This window comes from Algoriphagus ornithinivorans (assembly GCF_900115305.1).
Lineage (GTDB): Bacteria > Bacteroidota > Bacteroidia > Cytophagales > Cyclobacteriaceae > Algoriphagus > Algoriphagus ornithinivorans.
On sequence record NZ_FOVW01000001.1, the window covers coordinates 1 to 19,999 of the forward strand.

Consider the following 19,999-nt stretch of genomic DNA (forward strand, 5'->3'; position numbering starts at 1 on the left):
TCTTTTCTAAATAGTCAATCATGATCTGTTTCTGTCCAACGGTTCGCTCGAGCTCCTTGACCTTTTCTTCGAGTTCCTTTAACCGATGTGTCTGGCTGTCTTTCATCTCAACGATTCTGATATTTTTTTCATTGTAAGTAGAATACTTGTAAATCCAACGATAAATAAGAGCATTACAAACTCCGTAAAGCTTTTGCATTTGAGGAACAGACATGACTCCTTTTTCGAAGTCGTCTACCAATTTACGTTTAAATTCTTCAGAAAATTTACGATGTGAATTGATCCTTTTTCCCGTTTTTAGCATCTTCATTCTGATTTAAAAACGGTCAACCTATTTCAGGGAATGACAAGGCCTAGCTTTGAATTCTTTCCAAAAACCCGACAACTAATAACTCAATAACCAATAACTCAATAACCAATTACCCAATTACTCCTCCCACGAAGGGTAATGAATAGATTTATCCCCTGACACTGAAGTTTATTTTTCATTTTTAGAATATTGTTGCAGTTTTGTAGCAAATCAGAAATAATGGCTGTACTATTCAGAGGTATCACCCTCATTGCTTCAGGAAAATCTACTCAGGGAGATTTTATTTTTGATCAAGGGAATTTCACTCCTTTTTCTTCCTCCGAAGAATCACCCAAAAAAGAAATAAATGCATCAGGCTGGATTGCTAGTCCAGGCTGGACTGATCTTCGCGTTAAAGCTGGAGAACCCGGATTGGAATACAAGGAAACTATTGAAAGTTTATGCGAATCACTTCAAGTAAGTGGTTTTTCAAGGGCTGTTTTAATGCCCAATACAGATCCCGTAGTTCAATCCAAAAATGAGGTTGATTTCATCAAATCCAAGGCTGCTCAGTATTCTCCTAAATTGGTTGTCCAAGGTGCTGTAACGAAGAACACCGACGGAGAAGATCTGACCGAAATCTTGGATATGCATTACCAATCTGGTGTTAGGATTTTTGGAGAAGGTAATAAGCCCCTTTCTAATAGCGATCGCTATTTAAAAGTTATTCAGTATTTACAGAAGTTCGAGGGTATTCTGTTTGACCATGCATATGATCCTTTATTGTCTATTTTCGGACAAATGCACGAAGGAGAGATGTCTACTCATTTGGGTATGAAAGGGATGCCTTCTTTGGCCGAAGAAGTGGCCATACACCGTAACCTGGAATTGATTCGCTACGCTGGTGGCAGAGTACATTTTCAAACAGTATCTACAGCAAAAGGGGTGGAATTAATAAGACAAGCTAAAAAAGAAGGCTTGGCCGTTACTGCTGATGTATCCATCTATCAACTCTTGTTTTCAGACTCTGACTTAAAGGATTTTGATCCAAATTATAAAGTGATTCCACCTTTCAGAGGTATTGGAGATCGAAAAGCCTTGATTAAAGGCCTCAAAGATGGAACAATAGATGCCTTGGTGTCCAACCATCAGCCTCAGGATTTTGACTCCAAATTTATGGAGTTTGATCTCGCCTCTTTTGGGATGTCTGGCCTTCAAACATTTCTTCCTGCTATGGTAAAGCTTGAAAAAGATTTGGGCTGGGATCTTTTGATTGAAAAAATCACGGATGGGCCAAACAAAGTTTTATCCGATAACCAGGATAGCTCTTGGACGATTTTTGATCCAGCGGAAAAGTGGACCTATAATCGTAAATCCAATAAGTCTCTCTCAGCAAATCACCCTTGGTTCGGAACTGAGTTGACCGGTAAAGTGAAGTATGTGTTTCAAAAAGGGCAATTGATAAGAATTGATGAATAAATATTTTGGATCTGCGTATCAATTCGGAACCTTAGGTGGAATCTTAAGTGTCATAGCTTTCGGGATATTAGCTTGGATGGAACCGGATCCTACGAATCTTAATTTGATTTTCGGCTATGTCATCACTCCCATATCCATATTTTTGGCTTTGAAGTTTTTCAAAGATTATTCTAATAACGGCTTTATTTCTTTTGCAGAGGGGATGTCGGTTGGTTTCGTGACCTATTGCTTGATAGCCATTATCTCTGGATTAGGTATTTGGATAATTTTGCTTTCATTTCCTGAATTATTTGAAGAAATCAAATCCTCCAAACTTGAGGTTTTGGGATCAAGTAAAGACACTATCATATCTCAAGTGGGAGAGGATTCTTATCAGAGTACTTTAAAAAATGTACAATCTATGGTTCCTTTTGACATTGGATTGAATGATGCCATATGGAAAATCATCCCCGGACTGTTTTTTACCATTATTATTTCTATTATTTTGAGGAAAAACCCTAATTGATCACTTATGGAAGAGCAACAAACTCCCTTTAAAGCCGCAGTCCAACCTGGTTTGACAATCGGCCTAGTTTCTTTGGCAATAACTTATATAGCGTATTTCATTGATTCTACTTTACTCGCTTCTGGTTGGTTTGGCTTAGTTGCAATCGTATTATTTTTTGTATTGATAATTTACTTTGGAAGGCAATACAGAGCCGAATTAGGTGGGTTCATGAGTTTCGGGACTGCCTTTAACTTTAGCTTTATAGCTATTATCATCTCAGGAATAATTAGCATTGTAGGGCAAATCCTACTATTTCATGTGATAGACCCATCATTACCAGATGTACTCGCAGATGCATCAGTTCAGAATACTCTGGAAATTATGGAGAGTTTTGGTGCGAATCCTGATAATATGAGTACTGAGCAGCTGGATGAGATGAGGGAAGCTACCAGAAATAATTTTACGCTAGGAGGCCAAATCAAAAACTTTGGCTTTGGATTGGTAGTATATGCAATCATTGCCTTAATTTTGGGAGCTATCCTTAAAAAAAGAGATAAGTCCCTAGATTATTAAAATGCTTCAAGTCTCAGCTGTAGTTCCAGTATTCAACGAGGAGGAATCTTTACCGGAATTGACCCAATGGATTAGCCGTGTCTGTAATGACAACGGCTTTTCTTATGAAATTATACTGGTCAATGATGGAAGCAGCGATCAGTCCTGGGAAGTAATCCAACGCCTTGCCAAAGAAAATGGAAATATAAAAGGACTGAATTTCATTCGAAATTATGGCAAATCTGCAGCTCTCGATGCTGGATTTAAAAAGGCTGAAGGACAAGTAGTGATTACCTTGGACGCTGATTTGCAAGACAGTCCCGACGAAATTCCGGGACTCTTTAAAATGATAACAGAAGAAGGGTATGATGTAGTGTCTGGCTGGAAAAAAGAACGGCATGACCCTATTTCCAAAACCATTCCTTCCCGATTTTTTAATGCAGTTACCCGTTGGATATCAGGAATAAAACTTCATGATTTCAATTGCGGACTGAAAGCCTATAGGTCTAAAGTGGTTAAAAACATTCAAATCTATGGGGAGATGCATCGCTATATCCCCCTTTTGGCAAAATGGAATGGGTTTGCGAAAATCGGTGAAAAAGTTGTTCAGCATCAGGCCAGAAAATACGGATATTCCAAATTTGGGATCGAGCGTTTCCTGAATGGGTTTTTAGACCTGATTTCGGTTTCATTTGTGCACAGATATAAAAAGAAGCCTATGCATTTTTTCGGGTTGTGGGGTACTCTTTCCTTCTTTTCAGGATTTATTATTACCTGCTGGCTGATTTTTCAAAAAGTTTATGGGCTAAGCCAGGGAAAACCAGTTCGGGAAATCGTAGACCAACCTTTATTCTTTTTGGCCTTGGTTGCCTTGATTATAGGAGTTCAGTTGTTTGTGACAGGTTTCATTGCAGAATTGATGACATCTAATCAATCTAAGGAAACTGAATACAAAATTGATGAAGAAATCAATTTTCACTTTTGATGAAATTTTCGGTAATCATACCGGTCTATAATCGTCCTCATGAAATTCGAGAACTTTTAGAAAGTCTACAAAATCAGAGTTATTCAGATTTTGAAGTTGTCATTGTTGAGGATGGGTCTTACATCAAATCTGAAGAAATTGCGGCTTCATTTTCCTCAGACCTAGAGGTCCGGTATTTTTATCAGGAAAATTCAGGTCAGGGCTTTGCCCGAAATTTTGGGATGAAAAATGCTTCTGGTGACTTTTTTGTCATTCTAGACTCGGATGTAATTCTCCCACCAAATTTTCTGCAAGTCTTATCGCAGGAAATTCCGAAAAGGAAATTGGATGCATATGGAGGGCCAGATGCTGCAAAAGAAGAATTTACAGCTCTTCAGAAGGCAATGGATTTTGCCATGACCTCTTTCTGGACAACTGGAGGTATTAGAGGTAAATTAAAAGATCCCTCCAAGTATCAGGCAAGAGGCTTTAATATGGGAGTTTCCAGAGAAGTTTTCGAAAGCACTGGTGGATTTCTGGATCCCAATAGGGGAGAGGATATTGAATGGAGTATCCGAATAAAAAAGGCAGGATTTAAATTGGAGTTAATAGAAGATGCCTTTGTTTATCATAAGCGAAAAAATACACTTTTAAGCTTCACCAAGCAGGCATTTTCTTTTGGGAGAAACAGAGTGAATGTGTCAAGATTTCATCCAGGTGCAATCAAGTTGGTGCATTTGTTTCCTTCCCTTTTTCTCCTATTTCTATTTATTACTTTGATTGGTTGGCATCCTCTAACTATTCAACTTCAACAGGGATTGATCTGTCTATGGGCCTTCTTAATCCTAGTTTCTGCATCTCTTCAAACCAAGTCATTGCTCACAGGATTTTTGGCCTTAGTCTGCTCAGTTATACAACTCTCAGCCTATGGGAAAGGTCTTATTTATGAGTTGGTGTTAAAACAATTTAAAGGCTAATCTCCTTTTTTACAGACAAAAATGATTTCCTGAGAAGGTAAAGCAAAGTGAGATACTTTTTCTGTGGATAATTCCTTCACGAATTGATTTTCTTCTATGCGCAATCCTGAGCGCCTTAATCTTTCTGCGTAATCTTTACCGAATTTTCGAACATGGTCTCTTTGGCCAAAGAGTTTTTCTCTTTCAGCAGGGTCTGTAATGGAGGAGTCTTCCAGAGTTGTTTCTATAGGGTATACTGGAGACTGGAGAATACCCCATCCGCTGGGCTTCAGGACTCTATTAAACTCCTGACAAGCCCTTATATCGTCTTCTACGTGTTCCAGAACATGGTTACAGAATACTACGTCAAAAGAATTTTCAGGAAAGGGAATATCATGAACGTCCATTTTAACTTTTGCCAAGGGGGACTCAATATCTGCTGTGACATACTCCAAATTTGGAAGGGCTTCAAATCGCTGGATGAAACAATGCTCCGGTGCAACATGCAAAACTCTCAATGGAGCTGTAAAAAAGTTGGTCTTTTCTTTCAGAAAAAGCCACATCAATCTGTGTCTTTCTAAGGAAAGGCAGTTGGGGCAAAGAGCATTTTCCCTTGCTATCCGGCCGTAAGGGAGGAATTTTTTGTATGATTTTTCACAAACGGGGCATTGAACTGCGGTGCCACGATTAGTGATGGCGAAAAATTTCATAGCCAAAGGACTCACTCTTTGTAAAAATGGCCTAGGAATATACCGGATGACAAAACTGATTATCTTCTTCATATCGCTTTTCAGGCTGCAAGATAATCAATCATTTTTGCCTGAAAGAATCATCAAATACAAGGGATTTAGGATTTTTTAGGATTTGGGATTCTGCGCTTAATTTGTAATTCGTAGAACTATCATTATTTTAGTTCAAATTACCATTTTATGATTTAAAATCTGATGAAAAAAAGATACTTTATTGGCTTATTATTTTTTGCTCTGACCTATTTTCCAACCAATTTAAAAGCCCAAAATGAAGCTACTTATACGCTTCAGGAAATGGTTCAACGAGCTAAAGATAGATCTCCCGCAGCCTTAAGAGCATTGACCAGAAAGGAAAACAGGTATTGGCAATACAGGCTTTTCAAGTCCAATTACAACCCTCAACTTCGCCTTAATGGGACAATTCCCAGCTACTCTCAGGCTTTTAATAGTATCACTCAGCCAGATGGTAGCATTGAGTTTTTGCAGGTAAGACAGAATTTCATGGACTTGGAGTTGGGGCTGCAGCAGGTGATTGCTCCTACAGGAGGTATTATTTCGGTGAATACTTCAACCAACCGCTTCGATAACTTTCTAGCTGGACCTAATGAGATTCAAACTCGCTGGTCGGGAGTTCCTGTGAATGTCAGGTTGCAACAGCCGCTTTTTGCTTATAATCAATTCAAATGGGATAAGAAGATTCAGCCTTTACTATTTGAAGAAAGCAAAAGAGAGTATGTACAGGAGATGGAAGAGGTTTCTTTGTTTGTGACTCAATTGTTTTTTGACTACCTGATAGCTCAGGTAAACTTGCAGGTGGCAACTCAAAATCTCGAGAATACAGAGGAGATTTTCTCTATTGAAAAGAAGCGTTACGAATTAGGAACTACTTTCGAAGATAGACTTTTGCAGGTTGAATTACAGGCCTTACAGGCAAGACAGGATTTAGCTCAGGCGAAATTAGATTTGGAGAGTTCCGCCCTCTCAGTCAACTCATTTATTGGATTGGATCCAAGCACCAAAATTAATTTGTTGTCTCCTGAAAACTTGCCTGATTTTGAAGTCAATGTGGAAGAAGCAATTCGATTGGCTTTTCAAAACCGGTCTGAAGCCCTAGGGTTTGATCGCAGGAAATTGGAGGCAGAAGCTCAGGTGGCAGAAGCCAAAGGTCAGAGAATAGGAATGCAACTGAATGCGAGTTACGGTTACAATAATGCCGCTTTTGCTTTTCCCGATATTTTCAACAACCCAAATACTCAAGCTTTGGTGAATTTAGGCGTGTCGGTGCCTATTTTGGATTGGGGAAGAAATAAGGCGAGAATGGCTCAGGCCGAAGCTAATCAGCAGCTCGTAAATTATACTGTGCAGCAGGATGTGATAAATTTTGAACAGGAAATATTTACCAAAGTCAAAAACTTCCTAATGATCAAGGAACGGCTGAATGTGACCAAAACTTCCGATGAAGTGGCTCAAAGAAGATACGAAATTGCTTTGAAACGATATCAAACAGGCAATGTCACGGTGACTGATTTGAATATTGCTCAAAATGAAAAAGACAGCAATAAGAGAGCTTATTTCAATGCATTGAAAGATTTTTGGGTCGCCTATTATGAATTAAGGGCTTTGACCTTGTATGACTTTGAAAAAGAGGAATTATTATATAAACCTGAGATCTAAATGAAAAAAGACGGCTATATGCCGTCTTCATTTTCATTAATGTACTTCTCGAGTTTTTCAATGTCCTTTTTCAAGCCTTCAATACTTTTCTTTTGCTTGGCAATCTTGCTTGTGATTTTCTCGACATCATTTGGGGAAAGTTTCCCCGCTGCATTGTCTTTTTCAAATTTGGTTTGGGTTTTGACCAGCTTTGCTTCTTCTTTTTGAAGCTTTTCTAATTTTTTCCCCAAATCAATCTTCGCCTTGACTAGCTTTTCGGCCGATTTGATTTCTTTTTTTTCTTCTTTAGACATCTCCGACGTCTGAGCTGAAGCAAGATTTGGAATTGTAATCAATCCAAAAACTGCAATCAGGCTTAAAAGAAGTGTTTTCTTTATCGTGTTCATTTTAAAGTTCGTTTATCCAATATACTCACTTATATAAGGAAATGATTCTCTTTGGAGTTCAATTATTAGCCTTTGCTAAGAATTTTTCGGAAGCCTACCTGCTTTTTTAAGCGCTTCTCTGATCACCCATTCTAATTGACCATTGGTACTACGAAATTCATCTGCAGCCCATTTTTCGATGGCCTTCATGGTTTCTTCATCGATACGAAGTGCAAATGCTTTCTTTTTTGACATAATCTAATCCTCCCTCCAATCAATGATAAAAACTCGTAACTCAGGCCCTTTTTGTGTTCCCAGCATTATCTTTTTAGAATCGCCGGTATCGATTAGTAAGCCTTCATCTCCTACTATACTATAAGCCTTGGTGGTCTTGTTTCCTTTCAAACCCCATCCTCCATAATCGGTGATTGGACTGTAATGAATCACGTCGATAGATTTGATTTTTTCTCTTGGAATATTCCTCCATTTGTTGATGAATGGGAAAAACTTATAGTGAATACCCTGATCATCAATTCTTGTTTGCAGTTGAATATTCATTATTAACAAAAATGTACCAATGATGGCAATGGATGCAATAGTAAGGCCCACTAAGTTCTCTGTGACATCTTTGTCAGAGTTTATCAAAACCACAGTAAGAAGTATGAGTATGGGCACCTCTGTCATGAGCAAAAGATACATGACCCAAGTTCCTCTGTAGTTTTGATTTTCATTGAAGACTCTATTAGCCATTTTATTGATGTAAGGTTCCTACATTCAAAACCGGGCTGGCACTCTTATCAGAGCAAAGAACAACCATCAAGTTGGATACCATGGTAGCTTTTTTATCCTCATCAAACTCAATAATATCTTTCACTTTGAGATCTTCTAAAGCCATTTCCACCATACCAACAGCCCCTTCTACAATTTTCTGTCTCGCTGCTACGATTGCAGTGGCTTGCTGTCTTTGAAGCATGGCTGAGGCGATCTCTGAAGCATAGGCCAAGTGGGAAATTCTGGCTTCAATTACTTTGATCCCGGCATGATTAAGTCTTTCTACAATCTCTTCCTCTAAGGAATGATTTACTTCTTCCACACCTGAACGTAGGGTGACCTCTGCCTCTTCATCTTCAAAATTATCGTAAGGATAGGATCCGGCCATTTTTCTAACTGCCGCATCCGATTGGAGATGAACAAAGTTTTCATAATCATCCACATCAAAAGTGGCCTTGAAAGTGTCTTCCACTTGCCAAACTACGATGGTACCAACCATGACTGGATTACCGATTTTGTCATTTACCTTCAATGGCTTGTTTTCAAAGTTTCTTACCCGAAGTGAAATTTTCTTCTTGGTCATAAAAGGGTTGACCCAGAAAAAACCGTTTGCTTTCACTGTTCCCTTGTATTCTCCAAACAAGAGTAATACCATGGCTTTATTAGGCTCCACTATAAAGTAGCCCGGTATAATGAGAATGAATGCAAAGATTGAAGCGACTCCCAGCACTACTTGTCCATTAATCAATGAAAAGATAGCTGCTGGAATCAAGGCTAGGTTCAATAAAAGAATCACATAGCCTGAGATGGGTTTGGTTATTTTTTCCATTTCAATATGATGTTAAAATGATATCATATTAAATTACGATAGAAAAAATTAAATGTTCAAATTTTTGCAAAAAAAAGCTCCGGAAATTCCAGAGCCTCTTTGGTTTGTGGTCTTCGATTATTTCTTGGTAAAAAGAGAATCAACAAACTCCTTTCGATTGAAGATTTGCAGATCAGTCATTTTTTCCCCAACCCCTATGTATTTAACCGGAATTTTGAATTGGTCAGAAATACCAATAACTACTCCACCTTTGGCTGTTCCGTCTAACTTGGTAATGGCCAAGGATGTGATTTCCGTTGCCTTGGTAAACTCTTTTGCTTGAATGAAGGCATTTTGTCCCGTAGACCCATCCAGTACGAGTAATATCTCATGAGGTGCATCAGGGATAAACTTTTGCATTACCCGCTTGATCTTGCTCAACTCATTCATCAGGTTAATTTTCGTATGAAGTCTACCTGCAGTATCTACAATTACAACGTCTGCTTTTTGATCAACTCCTTGTTTGACTGCATCAAAAGCAACAGAAGCTGGATCAGTATTCATCCCGTGAGAAATTACAGGTACTCCTACACGATCGCCCCAGAGAATCAATTGATCCACCGCAGCTGCTCTAAAAGTATCAGCAGCTCCTAAAATCACATTTTTACCGGCACTTTTAAAAAGGTTAGCGAGTTTTCCGATAGTGGTTGTTTTGCCAACTCCATTCACCCCAACAACCATTATGACATAGGGCTTTTTGTCTTCAGGTAAATCAAAGTCTAGAAAATCCTGTGAATTATTCTCTTCCAACAGAGCCGCTATTTCCTCTTTCAAGATAACATCCAGCTCCTCTGTATTCAGGTATTTGTCACGAGCTACTCTTTCCTCAATTCTTCGGATGACTTTGATTGTGGTGTCAACACCCACATCAGAGGTGATTAGGATCTCCTCCAGCTCATCCAATACATCTTCATCCACCTTGGATTTCCCAACTACAGCTTTACTGAGTTTGGAAAAGATATTGTCGCTGGACTTTTGAAGTCCTTGATCTAGACTTTCTTTTTTATCCTTTGAAAAGAAACCAAAGATTCCCATGATAGTATGATTTAAAAGTGGAATATAATGAAAAAGTCCCTGCTGACCGATGGACAGAGGGACTAGAAATCATTACGATGCTTTTGGCAAATTATTTCTTAAGGGTATCCTGAACCAATGTGGAAGGAACCATTTCTTCTCTGAAGGTGTATGCACCGGTCTTCTCAGACTTCACGGCTCTAATCACTTTGGCGTAAGACACGCCACCTTCTTTTTTTAGGGTTGCTACTACTTTCTTAGCCATATCTTTGTCGTTTTATCGGATTGAATCCGAGCTTAAATTACTTAATTTCTTTATGAACAGTAACTTTCTTAAGAATAGGGTTGAATTTTTTCAACTCCAATCTCTCAGTTGTATTCTTTCTGTTCTTGGTAGTGATGTATCTGGAAGTACCTGGCATGCCAGAGTTCTTGTGCTCTGTGCATTCCATTATCACTTGTACTCTATTTCCTTTCTTAGCCATCTTCTTATTCTTTTATTGCGTCGTGACTTTGATTATCTGATTACAATCATTCCTTTATCCTGCGCTTCTTTCAAAACTGCAGTGATACCTTTTTTGTTGATCGTCTTCAATGCTTTAGAGCACACTTTTAAAGTGATCCATGCATCCTCTTCAGGTACGTAGAAAGTCTTCTTATGAAGATTTGGGTAAAATCTACGCTTCGTTTTGTTGTTTGCATGGGACACGTTGTTACCTACTCGAGGTCTTTTTCCGGTAATGTCACAAACTTTTGCCATGATTATGTATCGTAATTTGTATGCGTTTCTGTAATGAGTCTGCAAATATCGGAACTTTTTGGGAATTAACAACAAAGGCTTTTAAAAATATCCAGGAATATTTTCAGCCTTTGGGATATGGACAGTGTTTGCAGCCACTGCCACAGCAATAACCGCGTTTGAGGTGGTACTTTTCTGTGAAGACCATCAGGCCTTGCTCATTCAAATAATAATCTCCCGGCTCCAAGGCAGGTAATTTACCCTGCTTCTTTTCTGATTTCATAGTAGCCCTCTTCTGCATTTGTTATATTTGCATTAGAGGAATTAATTAAGAACTCAAATTTACGAAAAAACATGGAGACTATCACTTCGAGCAAGCAGGCAATCGCCTTGGAAGATAAATATGGAGCACATAATTACCATCCTTTGCCTGTGGTATTAAGCAAGGGTGAGGGGGTGTTCCTATGGGATGTGGAAGGAAAAAAATATTATGATTTCCTATCTGCTTATTCCGCGGTCAATCAAGGACATTGTCATCCTCGTATCAAAGATGCATTAATTGAGCAGGCTGGAACTCTTACTTTGACTTCCAGAGCTTTTTATAATGATGTACTTGGGCCTTTTGAAAAATATATCACCGAGTATTTTGGCTTTGACAAAGTGCTACCGATGAATACCGGTGCGGAAGGCGTGGAAACAGCCATCAAAATCGCCAGAAAATGGGGCTATGAAAGAAAAGGAATTGCTGAAAACAAAGCCAAAATCATAGTTGCTGAAAACAACTTCCACGGAAGAACCACTACTATCATTTCATTTTCCAATGATGCTAATGCTAGGAAAAACTTTGGTCCTTATACTGATGGATTCATTCGCATACCTTATAATGATATAACAGCATTAAAGACCGCTTTGCAACAGGAAGATGTAGTTGCATTTTTGGTGGAGCCTATACAAGGTGAAGCTGGAGTGTATACACCAGCAGATGATTACATCAGACAAGCGAAGGCAGCCTGTCAGGAGCAAAATGTGCTGTTGATTGCTGATGAAATTCAAACTGGAATAGCAAGAACCGGGTCTTTATTGGCAGTTTGCGGTGATTGTACTTGCCAAGGCCATTGTGAAAAGCAGGAGACTTATACAAAACCAGATATGCTGATTTTGGGGAAGGCAATTTCAGGGGGCTTCTATCCAGTTTCTGCAGTATTGGCAGATAAAGAAATTATGGATGTGATCAAGCCTGGTCAGCATGGATCTACTTTTGGAGGAAATCCTCTGGGGGTAAAAGTAGCTATGGCAGCTTTAGAGGTTGTTCGCGATGAAAAATTAGCCCAAAATGCCAGGAAACTTGGACAACTTTTCAGGGATCGCATGCAAAAAATGGTGGACAAATTCCCGATTGCAAAATTGGTTCGTGGCAAAGGGTTATTGAATGCTGTTGTCATTAATGACTCTGAAGATAGTTCTACAGCATGGGATATTTGTGTGAAACTCGCAGAAAATGGTCTCTTGGCAAAACCAACGCATGGGAATATTATCCGCTTTGCGCCACCTTTGGTAATGACCGAGGAGCAATTGCATGAGTGCTGCGATATTATAGAAAGAGTAATTGCTGAATTCAACCGATAATTTCTTGTCATTTCTATTAGTCGCTTTTCATTTAAATATGGAAAGCGACTCTTTTATTATATAACTATGGGTAAAGCAGTGATTTTTGATATGGACGGCGTGATCTGTCATACCAATCCATTTCATTCTATGGCATTCAAAGAGTTTTTTGCAAAAAGAAACTTATTTCCAACGGAAGAAGAATTTGCGGCCCATATGTATGGGAAAAGTAACTCATATATAATGAGTCATTTCTTTGGGAGAAAAATAGAAGGAGAGGAGCTATTGATTTTAGAAGATGAAAAAGAAGGTTTGTTTCGTGAAATCTATCAGCACCATGTCAACCCAATTGATGGTTTCTTGGAATTTTTTCACGGTCTGAAAAAAAATAACCTAAAAACAGGAGTAGCGACATCAGCACCTAAAGCAAATCTGGAATTAATTGCTGGGAAGCTGGATCTATTTCCGCATTTTGAATCCAGCATGGCAAGTGAGGATGTGAATAAACATAAGCCTGACCCGGAAGTTTATCTGAAGTCTGCTTCAAATCTTAAGGTAAAGCCGGAGAACTGTTTGGTGTTTGAGGATTCTTTTTCTGGTATAACAGCAGGATTGAATGCGGGGATGAGGGTAGTGGGGGTTCTTTCTTCACATCAAAAGGAAGAGTTGCCGCCATGTCATTTATATATTAACGATTACAAGGAGCTTGATGTAAAAACTGTAATTAGACTTATCGAGGATTAATTTTTCATAGGGAAGTGAAACTTTTTTTATCTAAACTTCAAAAAATTCAAAAAACGGCTTGATTGTTTACTAATAATCTAAGGAGAGTAACGAATTGATAATATACGGGTAACAATACAGACACTTTTAAAGTGGTACTTTGCAGCGCTGTACAATTTATTATTCATTAAATCTTCCTGCCATGCGAAGGATTTTCGCAATCACTGCTTTATTGGCGGTGATGACCATTACTGCTCTCTCTGCAAGAGGAGAGCAAGGTGACTCTATACCTTCCAAGGTAGTACCATCGCCAAGCCCGACAAAGGGATGGTATGAAACGCTCAGATTACGAGGTTATGCCCAGTTAAGATACAACGGGCTATTCGAGACTAACCCTAACTTGGCGTGTGATCAGTGTGATAAATCCTGGGGAGGAGAAGGTGGAGGTTTTTTCTTCCGTCGAATTCGACTTGTGTTTTTTGGGCAAATCCATGAAAGGGTTTATTTATATATTCAGCCAGACTTCGCTTCTGGAGGATCCAATTTGGCACAAATCAGAGATGCTTATTTTGATTTAGCCTTGGATGCTAAGCAAGAGTTTCGCTTGCGGATAGGACAGTCAAAGGTTCCGTTTGGCTTTGAAAATATGCAATCCAGTCAAAATAGATTGCCCCTGGATAGACATGATGGGATGAATTCAGCAGTTCCAAATGAGCGAGAGGCAGGTGTTTTCTTTTATTATGCACCCAAAGAAATCAGAGATAGATTTCGATACTTAGTCTCATCTGGACTAAAAGGTTCTGGAGATTACGGAATGTTCGGTTTTGGCCTTTACAATGGTCAGGGTCCGAATGCTCAAGACAGGAATAAGAGCGTTCATGTGGTGTCCAGAATGACTTATCCTTTTCTGATGAAATCTGGACAGATCATAGAGGCCTCATTTCAAGGGTATTCGGGCAAATATATTGTTCGACCAAGTGCAGCAATTGATGCGGGTCAGAATGAATTCAAAGATTATCGATATGGACCTTCTTTAATTATTTATCCTCAGCCTTTTGGTTTACAAGCAGAGTATAACTGGGGTGTGGGGCCAGAATATGACCCTGAGTCAGGTAAAGTGGTTGAAGCTCCTCTAGGTGGGGGGTATATTTTGGCCAATTATCAAATTAAAGCAGGAGAAAGGTTGATTATTCCGTTTACTCGTTACCATTATTATAAAGGAGGAAAGAAGTTTGAGGCCGATGCAACCAAGCATAGAGTAAAAGAATTTGAAATCGGAGTTGAATGGCAGCCTCATAAAAACTTTGAATTGGTAACGATGTATACTATTTCTGATCGAACTTTCGAGGATTCCTCAAATCCAAATAACAGACAAAAAGGAAGTTTACTTAGGCTTCAAGCTCAAGTGAATTTCTAAAATGAATTTTCCAAAAATTGAAAAAGCAGGGTCTGTCCTGCTTTTTTTGTTTCTATGTAAACTTTATCAGGTAAATTCTCATTAGTAACTTTGAAGAAATTTTGAAAATCCATGAACAGACGCCCAAGAAGAAATCGAAAATCAGAAGTTATCCGGAATATGGTGGAGGAAACCACCTTGTCTGTCAAGGATTTGATTTTTCCAATGTTTTTGGTGGAAGGGAGTGGAAAGAGGATTCCCGTAGACTCTATGCCTGGGATTTATCGGTATTCTACAGATACCCTACTAAGTGAAGTTGAATCCTGCATGAAGTTGGGGATTCAGGCAATTGATGTTTTTCCGGCATATCCTGAAAGCCTAAAGGATGCGATGGCTACTGAAAGCTATAATCCAGAGACATTTTACCTTAAAGCCTTGAGGGAAATAAAGAAAAACTTTCCCGAAATCTGTTTGATGTCTGATGTGGCTATGGATCCTTATAGCAGCGATGGTCATGATGGTATAGTGAAAGATGGAAAGATTTTGAATGATGAAACCTTGGAAATTTTGGGGAGAATGTCATTGGCACAGGCTGACGCCGGGGTTGATATCTTAGGGCCTTCTGATATGATGGATGGAAGAGTGGGCTATATCAGGGAGTTATTGGATCAAAATGGTTTTACGGATACTTCCATCATGTCATATACTGCTAAGTATGCAAGTGCATTTTATGGTCCTTTCCGGGATGCGTTGGATTCAGCTCCGAAGTTTGGAGATAAAAAGACTTATCAAATGAACCCCGCCAATTCTCAGGAGGCACTGGTCGAGGCTGATTTGGATATGGAGGAAGGAGCTGATTTTTTAATGGTTAAGCCTGCTTTGGCTTATTTAGATATTATCAAGCTTTTGAAAGATAATTACCCCTTGCCTATTGCAGCTTATAATGTGTCAGGTGAATATAGTATGCTGAAAGCTTCAGCAGAGAAAGGTTGGCTCGATAATGATCGTGCCATGATAGAAATGCTTACAAGTATCAAGAGATCAGGAGCTAAGATTATCCTAACTTATTTTGCAAAGGAGTTTGCTGAGCTTTCTAAGTAAATATATGGTTTGTTTTAAGCCCAAGAGCCTGAAATTTTTCAGGCTTTTTTATTTTTCAGGTTAAAAATCAAACCAATTTTTCAATTAAAATTGAATTTTTTTTAGGGTTTGATAAAAAAAAATACTGATTTTTTAAAATTTATATATTTGATAATCCTGATGCTTTAGTATTAAATTAAGTTTTTTTCGGTTTTTCAGAATAATAGTTCGATAAGGAGTTATTTAATTTTTATTTATTCTGATTTCTATTTCCCGCAACCGATTTCAAAAAATAATACTTATCTATTCGAAATATTATTTTATTAATTATCTGGTTTATAAAAGCATCTATTTTGAATCATTTTTTGAAAAATCGTTAATATTTGGCTCAAAAATCAATTGAAAATTCAAGTAATTATGACTTTTTATAAAAATGTGATTTGTTTTTTAATCAAAAATTAAATTACATTCGTTCAAAGCTTTTGCTTTCAAACCTATCGAAAATTTTGAAATAAGTTCAAATTTTAATCTCAAACCTATGAAGTATTTCGCAACCCTGTTGGCCAATGATGTGGCCGCGATGGATCTCTCTTTGGAGATATCCCAAAACATCCTCACGACGAACAATGTCTGGATGATGCTTTCCACCGCCTTGGTATTTATTATGCACCTCGGATTTGCTGGAGTGGAAGCAGGATTTGGCCAAGCCAAAAACACGGTGAACATCCTGTTCAAAAACACCGTCACTCCAATTATCGGAATTATCTCCTATGCCGCCATTGGATTTTATCTAATGTACCCAGGCTTTGAAACTCCAGGGTGGCTAAGTTTTGATTTTGCCGGTTGGAACATGTTCTGGTTTTCACCTGCCAGTGCTGATGTAAGTTCTGCTTATGCAGATGGTGGCTACACCTATTGGACAGATTTCTTGTTCCAAGCCATGTTTGCTGCAACAGCTGCCACCATTGTATCTGGCGCAATAGCCGAGCGTGTGAAACTAGGTGCCTATTTGGTGTTTACTCTCTTCTTTGTTGGAATTGTTTATCCTTTGATAGGCAGCTGGAAATGGGGTGGAGGTGCATTGGATGCCATGGGATTCTATGACTTTGCTGGAAGCACGCTAGTTCACTCTGTAGGTGGATGGGGAGCCTTAGCCGGTGTGATCTTGGTTGGCCCTCGAATCGGTAAGTACGTAAACGGAAAAATTGTAGAAAAGCCTGGCGCTTCTGTGCCTTTGGCAGTAATCGGTGTATTCTTACTTTGGTTAGGCTGGTTTGGATTTAATGGTGGCTCTGTGCTATCCGCTGATCCTGGATTGGTTTCCTTTGTCTTGGTAACTACTTCTCTTGCGGCCTGTGCAGGAGGATTGGGTGGATTCCTTACAGCCTACTTTGCTTTCAAGAGATTAGACTTAGGGATGGTTTTGAACGGTATTCTGGCTGGTCTTGTAGCCATTACAGCTGGAGCCGATGTGATTAACCCAGGTTCCGCAGTGTTAGTTGGTTTAATCGGAGGGGTTTTGGTAGTGCTTTCTGCCATCCTTTTAGATAAATTTCACCTGGACGATGTAGTAGGAGCCGTGTCGGTTCACCTGACCTGTGGGGTTTGGGGAACATTGGCAGTGGGTATTTTTTCCACTAATCCTGAGCATACATTGCTAACTCAACTTATCGGTGTTGCAATCTGTGGCGTTACTGCCTTTACTGCAGCTTTTGTAATCTTCTTTGTTTTGAAGAAGACGGTTGGTATCCGTGTCTCTGAAGAGCACGAGCGTACAGGTCTTGATTCCCACGAACATGGAATCAGAGGTTACACTATCGTTTACGACGAATAGTATCAAAAAAATAAAGAACCCCGCCCGTAGAAAAAAATGCGACTCTCTTTCAAGCGGGCAGGGGTCCTATTGGTCAACTCTATCATTCACCAACACTCAAAATTAAAATGAAAAATACATTACTACTAATCCTATGCATAGTTGTTTCTTCCTTCCATGTATCTTTTGCTCAAGAAGAAACTGAAAAAGCTCCTCCCGCTTTGACACTTTCCGGTTCTGTCGATGCGTATTTCAGAACTAATCTCAATGCACCTAATAAAGGTGAAAACATCATGGCTCCGGCCACTTCTTTCGGAAATCTCCCTGGATTTTCATTGGGTATGGCAAATATTATAGCCACTTATGAGGGCGATAAGATTGGAGCTGTGGTTGATTTAGTATTCGGCCCAAGAGGCGAAGACGCCGTTTTTGGATCTCCACTTTATGCAGGAGGAATGGCTGGAAGCTCCCAGATTATCAATCAGATGTATGTCTATTGGAATGCGAGTGACAAAGTGACTTTCACTTTGGGGAACTTTAATACCTTCTTGGGTTACGAAGTGATCTCTCCGACTGGAAATTTTAATTACTCGACTTCCTACATGTTTTCTTATGGACCTTTCTCTCATACAGGCTTGAAGGCTGATATCGCACTTTCTGATAAATTTTCTTTCATGGCCGCTGTGATGAATCCGACAGATATGACGGAGTTTAACCTAAATGGGACCTATACGCTAGGAGCTCAGTTGGGGTATTCAACTGATGCAGGAAGTACATTCTTGAATGTGGTTTACGGAGATCAGGACGGGAAACTAAGCAACGACGGATCATTAATTTCCGGGCAAACTTCCGGAGGAAATACCTTTCAGGTAGATTTGACTACGGGCTTTAATCTAACTGATGCCGTGTATTTAGGTGTAAATACCACCTATAACACCACTTCTTCTGGAGAGTTTTTCAGTGGTTCGGACGTGCAAGACTCCGAAGGTGATGGTTATGGTTTTTATGGATTTGCTGGCTACTTGCAAGCTACAACTTCTGAAAAATTTGCCTTGGGCTTACGAGGTGAGTACTTCAGCGTATTCAACTCAGGTTTGGACGGTGTTGTAGGATTAGATAGTTCCGGTGATGGAAATGTATTTGCGGTGACTCTTTCAGGGAATGCAAAAATTGGCAAGAATTTGACCCTAATTCCTGAAATCCGATTGGATACCATGGGGAATGAATTCTTTATGAATAAAGATTTGGCTGCAACCAAAAATCTTTCTTCGTTTTTACTGGCTGCAGTATTTGCATTTTAAGCTAATAAACAGGGTCTATTGTTGTGTGAAAGCCGGGGTGATTTTCGCCTCGGTTTTTTTTATTTTATAATTTCTTTAAGATTTTCAGATCAAATGGAATGATGAACAAACAATAATGCTGCGATTTTTCAATTATTGGGATGAAATTAAAACTGAATAGAAAATAAGTTTTTGAACATTTTTTAAAATTTAATTTCTAATCATCGAATTTTTTGGAGAAAAAATATTGAAAAGTGAAACAATTTCTTTTTTCTGCTGTATATCTTTGTACAACCCAAATATACAGATATGAAAAAGTTATTGCTCTTTCTATCAGCCTTTTGTATCCTAGGTTTCGCTCAAGCACAAAGCTTATCCAAAGGACCTAAAGCCAAAAATGCTAAAGTCTGGAAAACCCAAGATAAGTCGCTCAAAGTTGTTTTCCATTCTTCTCCTCAAACTCTAACCGGAGCAGAAGCTAAAAATTTTAAGCAGTGGAATTCTGAGTCGGCAAAACTTCAGATTAGAACTAGATCGGAAATCAACAATCCTAAAGGTCTCGAAGCTAAAAACAGAAAGGTCTGGGAGGAATCTCAAAAAATCCAGGTTAATTCCAAGGCATCCTATATTGAGCCTAAATCCATGAGGAAGAAAAAACTCTGGTGGCATTAAAAAAGAAAGCTCGGTTTATATACCGAGCTTTTTTAATTATAGGTCTTGTTCTCTTTCCAGCATCAATACAGATGCCTGTGAGACTATAAAGTATTTTTCTCCTTCGTACATTACTTCGTGAGCCCCAGAAAGAAGGAATATTGCTAAGTCTCCTTCTTTTGCCTGTAGAGGGACATACTTTACTTTTTCTTCATTTTCCATCCAGGGTTCATGATCATCTGCAGGCATTGGAATAGGATATCCCGGGCCTGCCTTTATGATGTAGCCTTGTTGAACTTTTTCTTTTTCCTGAACTCCAGGAGGCAGATAAAGTCCGGTGCTTGTTTTTTCGTTGGGTTTTTTCAGGCGAATTAATACTCTGTCCCCCACTACAATTAGCTTTTTCAATTTATTGTCTGCCGTGAGTTGCATAATCGAATGATTATTGATGAAAAAAGCCAAGAGTCGAGATACTATTATCTTGATCCTTGGCTCTTAAAAGGATTAGGCATCCGCAATTGACGGATGCCTAAGTTGGTTTAGT

At 39.0% G+C, this 19,999-nt stretch carries 25 protein-coding genes; 13 read left to right on the forward strand and 12 right to left on the reverse strand.

The window, feature by feature from the left end; all coding sequences use genetic code 11:
- Positions 1-310: transposase (locus BM073_RS00005; RefSeq protein ID WP_245756331.1), on the reverse strand; the 310-nt coding region annotated here is incomplete at its 3' end.
- A gap of 219 nt (positions 311-529) precedes the next feature.
- Here BM073_RS00005 and BM073_RS00010 point away from each other — a divergent pair.
- The 5 genes from BM073_RS00010 to BM073_RS00030 are packed head-to-tail and all read left to right on the forward strand — an operon-like array spanning position 530 to position 4,748.
- Positions 530-1,768, forward strand: coding sequence for a dihydroorotase (locus tag BM073_RS00010; protein WP_091648512.1), 1,239 nt, complete (start codon positions 530-532; stop codon positions 1,766-1,768).
- Positions 1,761-2,273, forward strand: coding sequence for a DUF4199 domain-containing protein (locus tag BM073_RS00015; protein ID WP_091648515.1), 513 nt, complete (start codon positions 1,761-1,763; stop codon positions 2,271-2,273). The genes BM073_RS00010 and BM073_RS00015 overlap by 8 nt, the downstream gene beginning before the upstream one ends.
- A 6-nt stretch (positions 2,274-2,279) precedes the next feature.
- Entirely contained in the window at positions 2,280-2,828 is a 549-nt protein-coding gene (locus BM073_RS00020) for a DUF4199 domain-containing protein (RefSeq protein ID WP_091648518.1), read from the forward strand.
- 1 nt (position 2,829) lies between these two features.
- Entirely contained in the window at positions 2,830-3,792 is a 963-nt protein-coding gene (locus BM073_RS00025; RefSeq protein ID WP_091648522.1) for a glycosyltransferase family 2 protein, read from the forward strand.
- Positions 3,792-4,748: a glycosyltransferase family 2 protein gene (locus tag BM073_RS00030; RefSeq protein ID WP_091648526.1), complete on the forward strand. Its 957-nt coding sequence runs from the start codon at positions 3,792-3,794 to the stop codon at positions 4,746-4,748. Before BM073_RS00025 ends, BM073_RS00030 begins: the two co-directional genes overlap by 1 nt.
- On the opposite strand, the gene BM073_RS00035 is transcribed toward BM073_RS00030, so the two are convergent.
- Entirely contained in the window at positions 4,745-5,509 is a 765-nt protein-coding gene (locus tag BM073_RS00035; RefSeq protein WP_091648529.1) for a class I SAM-dependent methyltransferase, read from the reverse strand. The genes BM073_RS00030 and BM073_RS00035 overlap by 4 nt on opposite strands.
- A 162-nt stretch (positions 5,510-5,671) precedes the next feature.
- On the opposite strand from BM073_RS00035, the gene BM073_RS00040 reads away from it, so the two are divergent.
- Positions 5,672-7,150, forward strand: a complete 1,479-nt coding sequence (locus tag BM073_RS00040) for a TolC family protein (RefSeq protein WP_091648533.1) — start codon at positions 5,672-5,674, stop codon at positions 7,148-7,150.
- 14 nt (positions 7,151-7,164) lie between these two features.
- On the opposite strand, the gene BM073_RS00045 is transcribed toward BM073_RS00040, so the two are convergent.
- From BM073_RS00045 to BM073_RS18000, 9 genes are all read right to left on the reverse strand, one after another.
- Positions 7,165-7,536, reverse strand: a complete 372-nt coding sequence (locus BM073_RS00045; RefSeq protein ID WP_091648536.1) for a hypothetical protein — start codon at positions 7,534-7,536, stop codon at positions 7,165-7,167.
- Between the two features lie 75 nt (positions 7,537-7,611).
- Positions 7,612-7,770: a type II toxin-antitoxin system antitoxin gene (locus BM073_RS00050; protein ID WP_091648538.1), complete on the reverse strand. Its 159-nt coding sequence runs from the start codon at positions 7,768-7,770 to the stop codon at positions 7,612-7,614.
- A 3-nt stretch (positions 7,771-7,773) separates the two neighbouring features.
- Positions 7,774-8,265, reverse strand: coding sequence for a hypothetical protein (locus tag BM073_RS00055; protein WP_091648541.1), 492 nt, complete (start codon positions 8,263-8,265; stop codon positions 7,774-7,776).
- A 1-nt stretch (position 8,266) separates the two neighbouring features.
- A complete protein-coding gene (locus tag BM073_RS00060) occupies positions 8,267-9,115 on the reverse strand; it encodes an SPFH domain-containing protein (protein WP_091648544.1) in 849 nt (282 codons plus the stop codon).
- Between the two features lie 117 nt (positions 9,116-9,232).
- Complete coding sequence (gene ftsY / locus BM073_RS00065) at positions 9,233-10,189, reverse strand: signal recognition particle-docking protein FtsY (RefSeq protein ID WP_091648546.1); 957 nt, start codon at positions 10,187-10,189, stop codon at positions 9,233-9,235.
- 91 nt (positions 10,190-10,280) lie between these two features.
- Positions 10,281-10,433: a DUF4295 domain-containing protein gene (locus BM073_RS00070; RefSeq protein WP_091648549.1), complete on the reverse strand. Its 153-nt coding sequence runs from the start codon at positions 10,431-10,433 to the stop codon at positions 10,281-10,283.
- 37 nt (positions 10,434-10,470) lie between these two features.
- Positions 10,471-10,653 (reverse strand): 50S ribosomal protein L33, encoded by a 183-nt coding sequence (rpmG, locus tag BM073_RS00075; protein ID WP_009036148.1) that lies wholly within the window; start codon positions 10,651-10,653, stop codon positions 10,471-10,473.
- Positions 10,654-10,685: 32 nt separating this feature from the next.
- Positions 10,686-10,928, reverse strand: a complete 243-nt coding sequence (gene rpmB, locus BM073_RS00080; RefSeq protein ID WP_091648551.1) for a 50S ribosomal protein L28 — start codon at positions 10,926-10,928, stop codon at positions 10,686-10,688.
- 103 nt (positions 10,929-11,031) lie between these two features.
- Positions 11,032-11,190: a C1orf53 family protein gene (locus tag BM073_RS18000; protein WP_175557828.1), complete on the reverse strand. Its 159-nt coding sequence runs from the start codon at positions 11,188-11,190 to the stop codon at positions 11,032-11,034.
- Between the two features lie 71 nt (positions 11,191-11,261).
- On the opposite strand from BM073_RS18000, the gene rocD reads away from it, so the two are divergent.
- The 7 genes from rocD (at position 11,262) to BM073_RS00115 (ending at position 19,476) form a co-directional block, all read left to right on the forward strand.
- A complete protein-coding gene (gene rocD, locus BM073_RS00085; RefSeq protein ID WP_091648554.1) occupies positions 11,262-12,533 on the forward strand; it encodes an ornithine--oxo-acid transaminase in 1,272 nt (423 codons plus the stop codon).
- A 66-nt stretch (positions 12,534-12,599) separates the two neighbouring features.
- Positions 12,600-13,256: an HAD family hydrolase gene (locus tag BM073_RS00090; RefSeq protein ID WP_091648559.1), complete on the forward strand. Its 657-nt coding sequence runs from the start codon at positions 12,600-12,602 to the stop codon at positions 13,254-13,256.
- A 181-nt stretch (positions 13,257-13,437) separates the two neighbouring features.
- The gene (locus BM073_RS00095) at positions 13,438-14,652 is read left to right on the forward strand and encodes a porin (RefSeq protein WP_091648563.1); all 1,215 of its coding nucleotides are present in this window, start codon (positions 13,438-13,440) and stop codon (positions 14,650-14,652) included.
- Between the two features lie 111 nt (positions 14,653-14,763).
- The gene (hemB, locus tag BM073_RS00100) at positions 14,764-15,732 is read left to right on the forward strand and encodes a porphobilinogen synthase (protein WP_091648566.1); all 969 of its coding nucleotides are present in this window, start codon (positions 14,764-14,766) and stop codon (positions 15,730-15,732) included.
- Between the two features lie 517 nt (positions 15,733-16,249).
- Positions 16,250-17,545: an ammonium transporter gene (locus BM073_RS00105; protein ID WP_091648569.1), complete on the forward strand. Its 1,296-nt coding sequence runs from the start codon at positions 16,250-16,252 to the stop codon at positions 17,543-17,545.
- A 107-nt stretch (positions 17,546-17,652) separates the two neighbouring features.
- On the forward strand, positions 17,653-18,825 hold the full coding sequence (locus BM073_RS00110; protein ID WP_091648572.1) for a porin: 1,173 nt from the start codon (positions 17,653-17,655) through the stop codon (positions 18,823-18,825).
- 288 nt (positions 18,826-19,113) lie between these two features.
- Positions 19,114-19,476: a hypothetical protein gene (locus BM073_RS00115; RefSeq protein ID WP_091648574.1), complete on the forward strand. Its 363-nt coding sequence runs from the start codon at positions 19,114-19,116 to the stop codon at positions 19,474-19,476.
- A 36-nt stretch (positions 19,477-19,512) separates the two neighbouring features.
- Here BM073_RS00115 and BM073_RS00120 read toward each other — a convergent pair whose 3' ends face one another.
- Entirely contained in the window at positions 19,513-19,887 is a 375-nt protein-coding gene (locus BM073_RS00120) for a co-chaperone GroES (RefSeq protein ID WP_091648577.1), read from the reverse strand.
- Between the last annotated feature and the right edge of the window lie 112 nt (positions 19,888-19,999).